This window comes from Nostoc sp., from assembly GCF_036919575.1.
Lineage (GTDB): Bacteria > Cyanobacteriota > Cyanobacteriia > Cyanobacteriales > Nostocaceae > Nostoc.
This window is the reverse complement of the sequence record NZ_JBALBY010000003.1, coordinates 66,639-80,423: the sequence shown is the minus strand read 5'-3', so window position 1 is coordinate 80,423 and position 13,785 is coordinate 66,639. Positions and strand designations below refer to the sequence as shown.

Below are 13,785 nucleotides of genomic sequence, written 5' to 3'. Positions count from 1 at the left end.
GCCCCATGCCCAATCCCTAAGCAATTTATGGTATTCCCCAATTTCTCAGAATTTTCTCAGCTAGCTCTACAAGGTAACTTTGTCCCGGTATATCAAGAATGGGTAGCGGACTTAGATACGCCCGTATCTGCTTGGTATAAAGTTTGTGCAGGTCAGCCCTATAGCTTTTTGTTGGAATCGATAGAAGGTGGGGAAAAGCTGGGACGCTATAGTTTAGTGGGGTGCGATCCGGTGTGGGTTTTGGAAGCAAGGGGCGATCGCACCACCCAGTTAAACCGTGATGGATCGCAAGTCGTTTTCGCAGGCGACCCTTTTACAGCTTTAGCCGAATGTTTAGCACCTTATCACCCAGTCAAGTTACCACAGCTACCACCAGGAATTGGCGGTTTGTTTGGGTTTTGGGGCTATGAATTGATTCGCTGGATTGAGCCGCGTGTGCCAATTTATCCACAAGATGAGCGTAATATACCTGATGGATTGTGGATGCAGGTAGACCATCTATTGATTTTTGACCAGGTAAAGCGGAAAATTTGGGCGATCGCTTATGCTGATTTACGTGAAGAGAAAGTAGATTTGAAAGCAGCATATCAACAAGCGTGCGATCGCGTCACCCAAATGCTCGAAAAGCTATCTCTACCGCTATCTCCAGAAAAAACCAGATTGGAATGGAAACCGCCTGGAAGTCGCGTATCTGGAGAAACAGAGGAATACACCAGTAACTTCACCCGCCCTGATTTTTGTGCTAGCGTCCAAAAAGCAAAAGCTCACATCAAAGCAGGCGATATTTTTCAAGTAGTAATTTCCCAGCGACTATCAACAACATACACAGGCGACCCCTTTGCACTTTACCGCTCCCTACGTCAGATAAACCCTTCGCCTTACATGGCTTACTTTAACTTCCAAGATTGGCAAATCATTGGTTCCAGTCCCGAAGTGATGGTGAAAGCCGAAACAGATCCAAATGGTGGAGTGATAGCAACGGTACGCCCAATTGCTGGGACACGTCCACGGGGTAAAACTAGCCAGGAAGATGCAGCCTTCGCTCAAGATTTACTCCAAGACCCCAAAGAAATTGCCGAACACATCATGCTTGTCGATTTAGGGCGGAATGATTTAGGGCGTGTTTGTGAAAATGGTAGCGTCAAAGTTGATGAATTAATGGTAGTTGAGCGCTATTCCCATGTGATGCACATTGTCAGCAATGTTGTGGGTAAATTAGCAGTTGGTAAAACAGCATGGGATTTATTGAAAGCTTGCTTCCCAGCCGGTACCGTAAGCGGCGCACCCAAGATTAGGGCGATGGAAATTATCCACGAGTTAGAGTCTAGTCGTCGGGGAGTTTATTCCGGTGTGTATGGATATTACGATTTTGAAGGACAATTAAATACTGCGATCGCAATTCGCACAATGGTAGTGCATGATCAGACGGTCAGCGTACAAGCCGGTGCCGGTTTGGTGGCTGATTCTGAGCCAGAGAAAGAATACGAAGAGACGCTGAATAAAGCTAGAGGTCTATTAGAAGCGATTCGTTGTTTGCGTTGAACAAAAATTCAAAATTAATCCCTAACTTTTAACTCAGCACTTATAGCGTTTCCTAATCATATCAGGTAAATCATACTCCCCTCCTCGCTTGCGGGGAGGGGTTGGGGGTGGGGTTCAGTAGCTAATCAACTGAGAACTGCTATATCAATCTTTAAAGGCAAGTCTAATATCGTTATCAATGGCTGTTGTATAGTTACTTTAGCCCATAATTAATTGCACACTGGTTTTTGTTGGTTAATTCTAAAATCGGGCTTGATATAAGCATAGTAACAGTTCGATTTGCTGTATGAGAATCCAGACCAGACTTTAAAAGTTGATGTACTAATAACCTTCTATTTTGAACTACATAGGTTTTACTTTGAACAGCAAGATGTTTATAAACAATTTGTGCTACTTCTAAGCCCACATATCCACAATACCGTGACAAATTGGGAAGCTTTATCCAATCAACATCAAACTTTTTCCAAAGCTAAACAGAGTTTTTTAGACAAGAGTGAAAACTGAAAAAAAGTCCTGGTATCCAAATCCAAGACCTCCATTGAAGTTACTACACACTAGAAATGAACAAACTTGTTCATCCCAATTGGCTGAAGTAAATCGCCCAAAGAATTCCAGTTACTCCAATAGCAATTAAAAGGTTATTGAAAAATCTGCCAAATTCAATTTCTTGTCCCAGTCCCTTGTCGTCTTGACCGGCTGTGAAAAACAATGACCAGGCTTGATTTGCATTGATAATCTCAAAGTTGTTGAAATCAGGTCTAAAAACAACAGTCCCAATTAAGTCTTTTTTGGGGTAATCAAAATCAGTTTTCATAGTTTCTCTCTAAATTGTTTTATTGTCAAGTCAGGAAAATTCGTAAATCTGAAGTGTCTTCTCTAAAGACTGGTTAGCCATCCAATCAAACCGTGTCCGGTGATAACTTCCAAAGCGATGAGTGAGACAAAACCAATCATTGCCAAACGGCCATTGAGTTTTTCGGCATATTCGGTAAAGCCTGTCCGTGAGGTTTCATCAACATAAACTTTGGGTTCGATCGCAAATCTGTTGAGTTGACCGCGTTCGTTAATGGTAAAGCCTCTATTTGTCATCTTTTATTCCTTATTTTTGTTATCTGTAAATCAATATAAACTATTGTAAATATTTTTAACAAGTGCTTGACATAAAGATAAAGGTAGTGAAATCCGTACTAAACAAGTAGGGTATTTTGGATTTGTGCGAGGAAGTAGGCATTGCAATATAGCGATTCTTACCTAAATCCTGGCTTCAGACTTCCAATAAGCGGGCGTATTGCACCAACTGAGAACCGCCATATAGCGGTTCTCGGTTCTCAATTGCATGGAATACAGACCACTCGTAGGGGCACAGCAATGCTGTGCCCCTACCATGTGTTGCATCCGAACGAGAACCGCTATTGGTTCAATTAAGGATTGTTTAGGGAAATTTGATGCGTGTAGAGATGCGCGATGTTTACGCTCTTAAATGCATCAATTGCGTTTAATGTGACTTCAGGAAAACTTATAACTCCTATAAACAGAAATTATCAGTGTATAACTGAGAGGGTATTGCTTATTTGTAACGAACTTGTTATGTTTCTTTACATAAAGAGATAAAGCAAGATAAATGCGTTAAACCACTGTTGATTAAGGCTTTCTAAATAACTATGCAGTTAAGCCTGCAATCTGCTTTGCCGAGTATCCAAACTCAACGGCAATAAATCGCTATGCCCTTTGGTAAAGCAATCGTAAAAACTGCTGAGTGCCTTTGTTAACAGCGAAACGCATTTCCCCTCCGTCTTTGCACATTTGATTTTTCACATTCGATAGAACTGTAATTTTCTTTTGGGAATTTCTGCTATGTCTTTTACCATCCAGTCGGCTCAAAGTATTTTTCCCGGCACCCTAATTGCTGACGTTGTTCCAACTGTTGTCGAATCATTCTCTCAGCTCAATGCTGAAGATCAACTAGCATTGCTCTGGTTTGCCTATACCGAGATGGGTAGAAGTATTACGGTTGCTGCTCCTGGGGCAGCCAACATGATCCTGGCACAAGGCTTACTCGAACAAATTAAGCAGATGCCTTTTGAAGCTCAAACGCAAGTCATGTACGATTTGGCTAACCGTGCTGACACTCCCCTCTGTCGTTCCTATGCATCCTTCACTGTCAACATCAAATTGGGCTTCTGGTATCAGTTAGGAGAATGGATGGCTCAGGGAATCGTTGCTCCGATTCCAGAAGGTTACAAGCTTTCTGCGAAAGCTGCCGATGTGTTGCAAGCCATCCGCAATGCAGATTCCGGTCAACAAATTACCATCCTACGCAATACCGTAATTAGCATGGGATTTGACCCGAACGCTCCCGGTAGTTACAAAAAAGTCTCAGAGCCGGTGTCTCCTCCCACTGCACAAGCATTTCGGACTAAAGTCACCATCGAGGGCATCAACAATCCTACGGTGCTGGGCTATATCAACAACATGAATGCCAATGACTTTGATGCAGCTGTTACTTTGTTTACCTCTGAAGCTGCTTTGCAACCTCCCTTTGAAAGACCAATTGTTGGTCAAGAGGCAATCCGCGCTTATATGCGTGAAGAATGCCAGGGATTGAAGATGATCCCAGAGCGCGGTATATCTGAGCCAGTGGAAGATGGGTATACACAAGTTAAAGTCACAGGTAAAGTTCAAAGCCCTTGGTTCGGTGCCAGCGTGGGGATGAATATTGCATGGCGGTTTTTGCTCGATCCTCAAGGCAAAATCTTCTTTGTAGCGATTGACTTGCTGGCTTCTCCGAAAGAACTGCTCAACCTAGCACGTAAATAGAGAGCTAGATTAGTCGCCGCTTAAGCGTGGATGAGTGAACGAGCCGCAGCTACGCCCGTCGTAGACATCGCCACTCTACCACGCTTCTTTTGTATCTTCGTTGTGCGATCGCTAAAAGGTAGTTGAAAAATCTAGCTAAAAGCCTTGAAAAGCATATCTGTCATTTACAGCAGATTTCAAGTTGATGAAGTACACAACGATTCGTCTCAAAGCCAGGTATAAAACCTGTTTTACTTCTGAATTCTGGATTCTGAATTCTGGATTCTGAATTCTGAATTCTGAATTCTGCTGTAAGCTTTTCTGTCAATGCATAAGTCTTATTTACTTGTTAATATTTAAATAACAATATCTCTTTAGATAGAGTAACAATTTTTTTCATCTACCTATAGTAATATATCTCAATGATTTTTTTCAATTCTTCTGAGCCGCTCCTTCGTGAAAAACAGCCAGAGCTAGATTTTCAAGATATTCAAGGTCTAGTGTGTCTAAACTACCAAATTGGAAATTTCACCCTCTTTTCAAAGTTTTATACTCAGGTAGATCAAGCATTTATTCTCTGGGGACTAATTTCATCTGGGATTTTCGTAACCGCCCAGTTTCTACCCATTAGCTGGAGTGACCAAGCGATTTTGTGGTCAGTGCTTACCTTATTCGGTGCAGTCGGGATGGTAAGTTTAACTTGGTTTTGGGCAACTGTAGAACAGTTACGCTGGGTTGTTTGTAGCTGGACGATTTTAATCCTAGGGGGTTTAATCCTGACTGATCTGAGCATTTTTTTGGGATGGGGAGAGGTCTTGATGCGTCTGTGTCCACTGTGGTTAGGATTAAGTGCCATTGGCTACCTTTGCACCGGAGTAGGAATGCGTTCACGCACATTTCTTCTGATGGGATTTATTCATTTGCTAGGAATCTTAGTTTTACCGTACTGCGGTGTCATGCAGTTTCTCTCAACGGGACTAATTATGACTGTTAGTTTACTGTTACTAGCGGAATTACAGTGGGATATGCAATCTTCAAGTGATTACAACCAATTAACACCAGAACAAAAGCAGTTTAACCAAGCACAGTCCCAACGGCGTCAAATGAGCAGCTAACATTAGTCATTAGTCATTAGTCATTAGTCATTTGTCATTAGTCATTTGTCTGAGCAGTTCGGCAAAGCTCACTGTAAGACTTGTCCAAGTACTGAAACTCATTCTGAATTCTGAATTCTGAACGCCAGTTGCTGCACTTGGGGAAACCCCAAGACCGCACTGGCTCCTCCTGAATTCTGTTTGTTAAAATCTTACTTTAGATAGGCTTGTATAACGAATATAGCTCTCTCCCTTGGCTACTTAGTATTACTACGTTAGAGTGAGGGTTTTTCACCCAACTGTTAGCTATTCTTGTAAATGAAAACAGACAATACTGTATGGGTGTTATGCCGCTGTGACCCATTATCAGACATCGAAGGGGAGCGATCGCAGATGTTTGAACAGTGTTGATCAATCAAAGGCATTGACGGTGTGGAGTTTTTATCGCTTCCTCCACTTTATTATCACCAAGGGAAGGTTAAACCCTTTATCAGAGCGGTCTCCGGTGGTAAACGTGTTGTGTCTTTTACATTACAACTTAGTTTTGATACTCCAATCTCCTTAATTCATTTTGAACTAAGGAGATTTGACTATCACGGCTAGTGCAACTATCTGTTAGCTGGGGTTTGTGTGTCAAAATATTCACGCCAACGACTAATTTGACCATCCCTGAAATCTACGACAATTACATCATCAGCTTTATTACGACGACCTGTCGCCTTTTCCGTATCTTCGTAGTACCATTCTACTGCTGCCTGATTTGCTCCAACGATAATCCGCAGGATGTCAATTTTGACATCTGAATACTGTTGTTTAAAATGGCTAACTTCTTCTCGAATTCTTTCTTGCCCTCGCCAGCATTGACCAGGTACGATTAGTTCCCCATCAACCGTAAACAACTGTGCAAGAGCATCGACATCTTGAGTAACCCACGCATCTTTAGCTTTTTCTATTAATATCTGGATATCTTTTTGGTTCATAGACTCACTGGCAAAGAAAGGTGTGCTAAAAGTTAAGCTAACAAATATAGTTCCTAATACTAGCAATCGAGACAACCAAAACATCTAGATTTTTCTACCCTCTGTTGATCAATGCTGACATTAATCGGTCATTAAACATCCTAAGAAAGGCAATCCCTGAAGCTTTTGCCAAAGGAATAGAGCGGATTGTAGTTTCTCCAGTGAAGGTTAAACTTCTAAACTAATAGTGTTGAACATTTGTCTATATTAGGGACTGACAAATAAAAAAACATCCCAAATTATCTTGTGGGATGGGTGTCCTCACCCGTCCTATATTCAGGGCGGGCTTTCCTGCTCACCCCACAAGAGGGATAATTTATTTCTTGGAAGTCCCTTATTAGCAACTATATAGGAATCATATTTGATTTCTGAAAAAATCTCGGTACTCTTGTAGTGGACCCTCTTGGCTAAAATATTGCAAAAAAATTGTCGGTTGGGTGGAGGCTTTGCGTAACCCAACATCCTGATATATGTTGGGTTGCGCTCCGCTCCACCCAACCTACGTCTAATGCGCTATTTTAGCCTAGAGGGTCCACTACGTGCATTTCAAAAATCAGTACACCCCAAAAAGGCTTCTTCCCCACTCCCATTCGGCTACGCTCACGGCAAGCCTACTCCCTGTCTACGCAAATAATTATGGCTACGCCACGCTGTGCGAACAGAAATCAAAGCAGACTGCTATATAAGTATATACAGCAGAATTCAGAATTAAGGAGTCAGAATTCAGAAGTAAAACAGGCTTTATACCTGGGTTTGAGACTTAAGTTGATGTGCAGCTAAATTGTATAACACGAAAACCCAAAAATATTGTAGTGCGGGCAACATGAGCGCGTCCAATATACAAATTAAATACGCAACAGCTTAGCTTGTGTACAACACCCAACTTGAAATCTGCTGTATCAGTCGATAACCCGCAACTTAGATTATTAACTTTCTAGATTTGGGCGTACTTTTGCTCGAATAACTATAGCAGTAATGTTGTCGTGACCATTGTGTTGATTCCCCAAATCAATTAAGTCTGTAACACCTCGTTCTAAGTTAACGGCAGAACTAAGTAGGGGTTCTAAGTGAGTCTGCCAATAGGTTTCTAGTAAATCATTATCTGATAGACCGTCCGATGCCAACAGCAGAAGAGTATCTTCATTGATCTCGAAAAAGCCGACATCAGGATTAATCGAGTTTTCGTCACGAGGCCCCAAGGCTTGAGTGAGTTGGTAGGCATCCGGGCGGGCATAAGCTATGCTTGCTTCCACTCCGCGCGTAATTTCCCGTTGCCCAACTTCGTGATCTACTGTGACTTGTTCTAGCCCCCGCTTGCGCGTCAAGCGATAGAGACGGCTATCTCCCACATGAGCAACTGCTACTTGAGTATCTTGAATTAAGAGCATTACCAAAGTTGTACCCATGCGCCCCACTCCAGAACGGGCTTCTTGTTGATTGAGCTTGTAAATCGCGTCATTAGCTAAATACACTGCCTCACGAATGCTATCTTCTGTTGGTAGTTGGTTGGCAATCCAGTGTTCTTGAAAGTATTGCCGTAGGGTGTTGACTGCTAACTCACTGGCTATCTCGCCGCCAGCGTGTCCACCCATACCATCACAGAGAATATATAAACCATGCCCTTGCAGAACTTGACTTTTAGGCAACTCCAGTTTATTTATTTTGGTTTCAATACCAAAGTAGTCTTCGTTATGATGACGTTGACGCCCCACATCTGTGCGTCCTGCATCTTCCAAGCTACTTAACTGCATCGCCAGCACAACAGTTGGCATATCATCAATTTTGCTAATGATATCTTCTGGCTCATCTGATTGCGGGATAGTGGGCACAGCAGTATTTTTCTCCTTTATTGGGGGTAAAGTTGCGCTTGGTAGTGCTTCCAGTTCAATAGAGATTTCCTCCAAACGCGATCGCAACTGTGCGATCGTCTGAATCTTACCTACATCTAAATCCCCCAACAGCTGGACTACAGAGCCAAATTGAGTGCGTTGAGACTGCTTAAATAGCGCTTGCCAAACCCGCCCCAAAGCTTGGATAGTTAACGGTTGCTCTAGAATAGCAGATGTTTGGGCTTGGGCATCTTCTGACGACTCGGTGGTGGGCTGAGAATTCGATGATTCCACATACAACCTTTGCAGCGCCAGTGTTTGGTCTTCATCCAATCGCAAATTCGACAAATCTAAAAGGCTTTGACGACAATTTACTGGTTCCAATATTGCCCAAAGTTGGGTCATTTGATAACACCAGTGTAAAATTTCTAACGAACTTGTTGTTTCTTCTTGCCAGAGGTCGAGTAAAAGCTGCCAATGCGATCGGTCTTCGATTATTACTATCTGTATATCCCCCTGCTGCCATGCATCGTGAATCGGCGGTATCCCTGGCTGATCTTCGGATTGTAAGGCAATATAAAGTTTAGCAAGGCGAGGAATTTCACTGGCTTCCACTGATGGCGTTACTAAATCTGATTGCTGACTTGCTAGTATTGCCCCAATGGGTGATATTTGATACGGCTGGCAGTCTAGAACTCTCACACCTACATCAGTAATGGTGGCAGTTTCCGTTTGGGCAGGTAGCGGATCTAACAATTGATAGCGCTCTTGGGAGTCTAAATAAGAGCCTAATGCCATCTGAGAACTAGGGGATAGAGGAGATGAGGAAGATATTGCTCCCTCATCTCCCTCATCCCCCTCATCTCCCTTATCCCCCTTATCCCCCTCTACTCCCAAAACTTCCCCAGTCGTTTCCTTAGCAATAATTGCCCAAAACACTGTTCCACATTCCGTGCCACAGTTATGACAACGTAGTGCATTCACAGGTACATCATCGGTGCTGCATTCAGGACAGACCTTGTGAGTCAGAGACGTGCCACAGTTTTGACAGAATTTGTTGCTACTGGGGTTTTCAAATTTACACTGAGGGCAAATCAGCATAGTGGAAGTTCCTTAATTCCCGTTCCAAGGTGCTTCTAGCCACTAAGATCCAAGGTGCCACAATTGGCTGCCCTTGACTACAGTAGACCTACAAGAGATTGTAGTTTATCAATGAATTTTGGTGGCAGTATTAATTGTGACGCATATTAGATAAATATTTAATATATTGGCAGCCAATTCCTTATAAATCGGGGAGATGAGGGAGATGAGGGAGATGAGGGAGATGAGGGGGATGAGGGGGACAAGGAGAATAACCAATGCCCAATGCCCTATGCCCTATGCCCTATGGCCAAGAGTCTGGCAATTGCGGAGGTTCAGCGTTAAACCATTTTTGATAAATTTGCTTGTAAGTGCCATTGGATAATAAAGTCGCTATACCTTTGTTAATTGCATCCAGATAGGGGGAGTCTTTAGGTGTAGCAATCCCGTAGTATTCTTGGGTGAGCAGATCGGCAACAACTTTGATGCCTTTGAGTTTGCCATTTTTAATCGCATACAAAGTAGCGAAAGCATCGCTAACCACAGCATCAACGTTGCCATTGAGCAAGTCTTGGAAAAATTCTGGCCCAGAATTAAAAGTACTAATTTTGGCGTTGGGGATAGTTTTGGCAAAATCTGCCCCAGTTGAACCAATTTGTACAGCAATTTTTTTCCCCTGGAGACTTTTGAAGTCTTTAATATTTTGGTTGTCTTCGCGTACAGCGATCGCTAGTCCGGCTTTAAAATAAGGTCGTGAAAAAGCAATTGTTTTCAGGCGTTCGGCGGTAATTGTAATCCCACTGATTGCGGCATCGACTCTTTTCGCTTGCAAAGTCGAGATCATGCCATCAAAGGGCAGACTTTCAAACTGGACTGCAAAACCTGCTACTTTAGCGATGCCCTTCGACAGGCTCAGGGTAAGACCTGCGGCAGGCTGCGCCAACGCATTCATCAAATCAATATCAAAACCTTCCAAGTTCCCGCTAGCCGTTTGGATTTCAAAAGGGACAAAGGTGGGGTCTGTCGCCACCTTGAGAGGTTTAACATCTGAGTTAGTAGTGGGATAGAAACTTTTACAGGCAATCATTAGTAACAGACAGCCTAAGCCTAGAATTAGCTGCTGCCACTTGAAGTTAATTAATTTCACTTTAGTAATTCCGTTCTATCAGTCAATATTCACGATACTTGTCATGATGTTATAAGAAAGAATACATTCGTCAGGAGCCAGAATCCACCATGAATTCTGAGTGACTAACGAAAGTTTAAGACCCCCACTCTCTTGAAAAGTGACGCTCGTTCCTCTCTCCGAGACGCGCAAGGGACGCGATCGCTAACAGATCAGAGGCTTCCTTCGCTCTGACTTTTAGCTAATTGCCTTCTTGTGTGTTCTGTATTCTGACTCCCAATTTTGAATTACTTATGGCTCCCACTACTTCTGCTTACCGAATTACTGATTTATTCGCCAAAAGAGCTAGAAATCTGACACCACCAACCTATGGTACAGAGTTAACCAAAATTATAAATGTTAGCTTTGCCTATGGTCTAGCTGACCCAATTCTCTTTCCCCACGCTGACTTGGCTGCTGCAAGTGCGGCTGTGCTGGCAGAAGAAGCTCCGATCGCCCTCAATTACGGGCCAACTTCATCTCAACTATATGAGCAAATTATCCTCCGCTTGCAGGCTAAAGGAATTGTTGCCGATCGCGATCGTCTGATCATTGGCTACGGTTCTAGTCAGATTCTCGGCTTGCTACCAGATGTGTTTGTCGAACCTGGTGACGTGGTAATTGTGGAAGGACCAACCTTCATGGGAGTAGTTAGTAGATTTGTCCACGCTGGCGCACGCCTGATTACTATTCCTGTGGATGAGTTGGGGATGGATGTCGATGCATTAGAAGTAACATTGAGCGATTTGAAGAAACAGGGCATTCGACCCCGGTTTATTTACACCATCCCCACCTTTCATAATCCCACAGGCGCGACTATGCCGTTATTTCGCCGCCAAAAACTGGTAGCGTTAGCGGCTGAGTATGGCGTGCTGGTAATAGAAGACGATGCTTACAGCGATTTGCGCTTCCAATGGGAAGCTGTGCCCCCCTTGGCAACCCTCGACAAGGAGGGGTGGGTATTATATGTGAGTACCTTCTCGAAAATTATTGCGCCTGGTATCCGGCTAGGCTTTGCTTGTGGCGATCCAGCAATTATTCAGCGGCTGGCAATGTTCAAAAGTGAGGGACCTGTGGGGCCATTTGTCAGCCATGTGGTCGCTCGCTACTGTGCTACAGGCAAACTAGATCATCACATTCAGGAGCTAATCGCCTGCTATAAGCATAAGTGTAATTTGTTGTTAGAAGCGATCGCTCACGAGTTTCCCAGTGATATAGTTGCTTTGCGACCAGGCGGGGGCTTCTTCGTTTGGTGTAAATTGCCACCAGACATCAGCGCCAAAGCACTCTTAACTGCTGCCAATGAACACGGCATCAGCTTTCTGCCAGGGACTCGCTGCTACGCCAATGGACAGGGGGATGATGCCATCAGGTTAGCTTTTAGCTTTCAACCAACACAGAAGATTGTTGAGGGAATCGCTACATTAGGAGCAGTGTTGCGCGGATGGCGTCACTAATTTTGGATTTTGGTGAGGTAGCCCCCGTCTTGGCGGTTCCCGTCGATGGGGGACTGCCGAACCCGAAGGGATTTTGGATTTTGGATTGTTAAAGTGGTTATTGCTTGGATGCAATAGACGGTAGGGGCACAGCATGCTGTGCCCCTACAAGTGGTTTGTAATAATCTTTAAAAAATTTGTTCTAAACGTTGGAAATCGCGCTGCACTTCATACCAGAGACTTTTATTATGGGGGTCTGTCTTCAGAGCTTTTTTGAGATAAATTCTGGCTTTGAGCAGTTGGTTTTCGGTAATTAGTGCCCGTCCCCAAATTTGATAAGCGATCGCTAGCCATTGACGGACTTCTGCATCTGTTGATAAACGATCTGCTAAAGCTTCCGCCAGGGCGATCGCTTGAGGAAATCGTCTTTCTTGCAAAAATCGCTGCAATTGCTCATAAGTCTTCCACTTCAGCCGTTCTTCTATTTCCAACAGATTAGGCGGCTTTAGTTTCCCTGGTTGTTCGCTTGTCACCGTTGTTACTGGTGTTTTCTGCCACTGCGTTGCCTTGGCATGATCGCGCCCAGTTGACACCTGACTTGAATGTGCAGCTGTTTCCTCTGGCAGTACTACCGTCAGCAGGAGTTTATAAGCCTCTGTCAAGGCAATAAACTTATCTTTGGCTTTGTTGTCATCTGGGTTGATATCGGGATGATATTGCTGCGCCAGTCGTCGATAAGACGCTTTGATGTCAGCAAAAGAAGCTCCCGACCTTAAACCCAATAAACGGTAGCAATCTCCAAGATCCATCTTGAGCTATGAGCTATCGAATATCCAGCTTGGGGCTATCAGCTATCTGCTTCAAGCCTGAACTATTAATAATAAGGGCTAATTTGCGATTTTAAAGTTTGATGTTGACAGTTTGTTTGGGGAAGGGAGTGGGGAGTGGGGAGTGGGGAGTTAGAAGACGCGATTAATCGCGTCTGTACTAGAGTTAGGAGTTAGGAGTTATTTCTCCCTCATCCCCCTCATCCCCCTCATCTCCCTCATCTCCCTCATCTCCCTCATCCCCCCTACTCCCTACTCCCTACTCCCTACTCCCCTAATACTACGGAAGTTCTTTCTTCAATCACACGGTCTATTAAACCGTATTCTTTTGCTTCTTCGGCAGACATGAAAAAGTCGCGATCCATATCTTTTTCAATCTTTGCTATGGTTTGACCTGTTTTCTCAGCATAAATCCCATTGAGCTGGTGACGAATCCGCAGAATCTCTCTAGCTTCAATTTCGATATCGCTTGCTTGTCCACGGGTGCCACCTGAAGGCTGGTGAATCATAATCCGTGAGTGAGGCAATGCTAGCCGTTTACCTTTGGTACCAGCTGCCAGCAGAAAAGACCCCATTGAAGCCGCTAAACCTACGCAAATAGTCACTACATCTGATTTGATATGTTGCATGGTGTCAAAAATAGCCATGCCAGATGTAACCATCCCACCAGGGGAATTGATGTATATATAAATATCTTTACCTGGATCATCTGAATCCAGATACAGCATTACAGCGATGATTTGATTGGCAATTTCATCATCAATATCTCGCCCCAAGAATATAATCCGTTCCCGGTAAAGGCGATCGTAGATGCTAATCCAATCTGTATATTGTCCTCCGGGCATCCGGTAAGGAACTTTAGGAACGCCTATAGGCATTTTCGTTACTCCGTTTTTAATTAGTCATTAGTCATTGGTCATTGGTCACTTGTACTGAGCCTTGTCGAGGTATTGGTCATTGATTATTAATAATTTTTGCTTATTAACAAAGGACGAAT

Annotated in this window: 11 protein-coding genes; 4 read left to right on the top strand and 7 right to left on the bottom strand. The window is 43.6% G+C overall.

Going from position 1 to position 13,785, the window contains the following annotated elements:
- Positions 1–27 precede the first annotated feature (27 nt).
- Positions 28–1,542, top strand: coding sequence for an anthranilate synthase component I (gene trpE, locus V7K27_RS01400; protein WP_334943676.1), 1,515 nt, complete (start codon positions 28–30; stop codon positions 1,540–1,542).
- Positions 1,543–2,116: 574 nt separating this feature from the next.
- Here the strand turns inward: trpE and V7K27_RS01395 are convergent.
- Positions 2,117–2,356 (bottom strand): hypothetical protein, encoded by a 240-nt coding sequence (locus tag V7K27_RS01395; RefSeq protein ID WP_334943591.1) that lies wholly within the window; start codon positions 2,354–2,356, stop codon positions 2,117–2,119.
- A 62-nt stretch (positions 2,357–2,418) separates the two neighbouring features.
- On the bottom strand, positions 2,419–2,631 hold the full coding sequence (locus V7K27_RS01390) for a high light inducible protein (protein WP_334943589.1): 213 nt from the start codon (positions 2,629–2,631) through the stop codon (positions 2,419–2,421).
- A 765-nt stretch (positions 2,632–3,396) separates the two neighbouring features.
- Here V7K27_RS01390 and V7K27_RS01385 point away from each other — a divergent pair.
- Both V7K27_RS01385 and V7K27_RS01380 read left to right on the top strand, forming a co-directional pair.
- Positions 3,397–4,359 (top strand): orange carotenoid protein N-terminal domain-containing protein, encoded by a 963-nt coding sequence (locus V7K27_RS01385; RefSeq protein ID WP_334943588.1) that lies wholly within the window; start codon positions 3,397–3,399, stop codon positions 4,357–4,359.
- A 401-nt stretch (positions 4,360–4,760) separates the two neighbouring features.
- Positions 4,761–5,453: a hypothetical protein gene (locus V7K27_RS01380; RefSeq protein WP_334943586.1), complete on the top strand. Its 693-nt coding sequence runs from the start codon at positions 4,761–4,763 to the stop codon at positions 5,451–5,453.
- A 587-nt stretch (positions 5,454–6,040) separates the two neighbouring features.
- Here V7K27_RS01380 and V7K27_RS01375 read toward each other — a convergent pair.
- The 3 genes from V7K27_RS01375 to V7K27_RS01365 all read right to left on the bottom strand — a co-directional run bounded on the left by V7K27_RS01375 (position 6,041) and on the right by V7K27_RS01365 (position 10,507).
- Entirely contained in the window at positions 6,041–6,496 is a 456-nt protein-coding gene (locus tag V7K27_RS01375) for a nuclear transport factor 2 family protein (RefSeq protein ID WP_334943584.1), read from the bottom strand.
- 881 nt (positions 6,497–7,377) lie between these two features.
- Positions 7,378–9,381, bottom strand: coding sequence for a serine/threonine phosphatase (locus V7K27_RS01370; RefSeq protein WP_334943582.1), 2,004 nt, complete (start codon positions 9,379–9,381; stop codon positions 7,378–7,380).
- A 283-nt stretch (positions 9,382–9,664) separates the two neighbouring features.
- Positions 9,665–10,507: a basic amino acid ABC transporter substrate-binding protein gene (locus V7K27_RS01365; protein ID WP_334943580.1), complete on the bottom strand. Its 843-nt coding sequence runs from the start codon at positions 10,505–10,507 to the stop codon at positions 9,665–9,667.
- A 272-nt stretch (positions 10,508–10,779) separates the two neighbouring features.
- Here V7K27_RS01365 and V7K27_RS01360 point away from each other — a divergent pair, with 272 nt between their 5' ends.
- Positions 10,780–11,982, top strand: coding sequence for an aminotransferase-like domain-containing protein (locus tag V7K27_RS01360; protein ID WP_334943579.1), 1,203 nt, complete (start codon positions 10,780–10,782; stop codon positions 11,980–11,982).
- A gap of 167 nt (positions 11,983–12,149) precedes the next feature.
- On the opposite strand, the gene V7K27_RS01355 is transcribed toward V7K27_RS01360, so the two are convergent.
- On the bottom strand, positions 12,150–12,770 hold the full coding sequence (locus V7K27_RS01355; protein WP_334943577.1) for a J domain-containing protein: 621 nt from the start codon (positions 12,768–12,770) through the stop codon (positions 12,150–12,152).
- A gap of 284 nt (positions 12,771–13,054) precedes the next feature.
- Complete coding sequence (locus V7K27_RS01350; protein WP_334943575.1) at positions 13,055–13,666, bottom strand: ATP-dependent Clp protease proteolytic subunit; 612 nt, start codon at positions 13,664–13,666, stop codon at positions 13,055–13,057.
- Positions 13,667–13,785 lie beyond the last annotated feature (119 nt).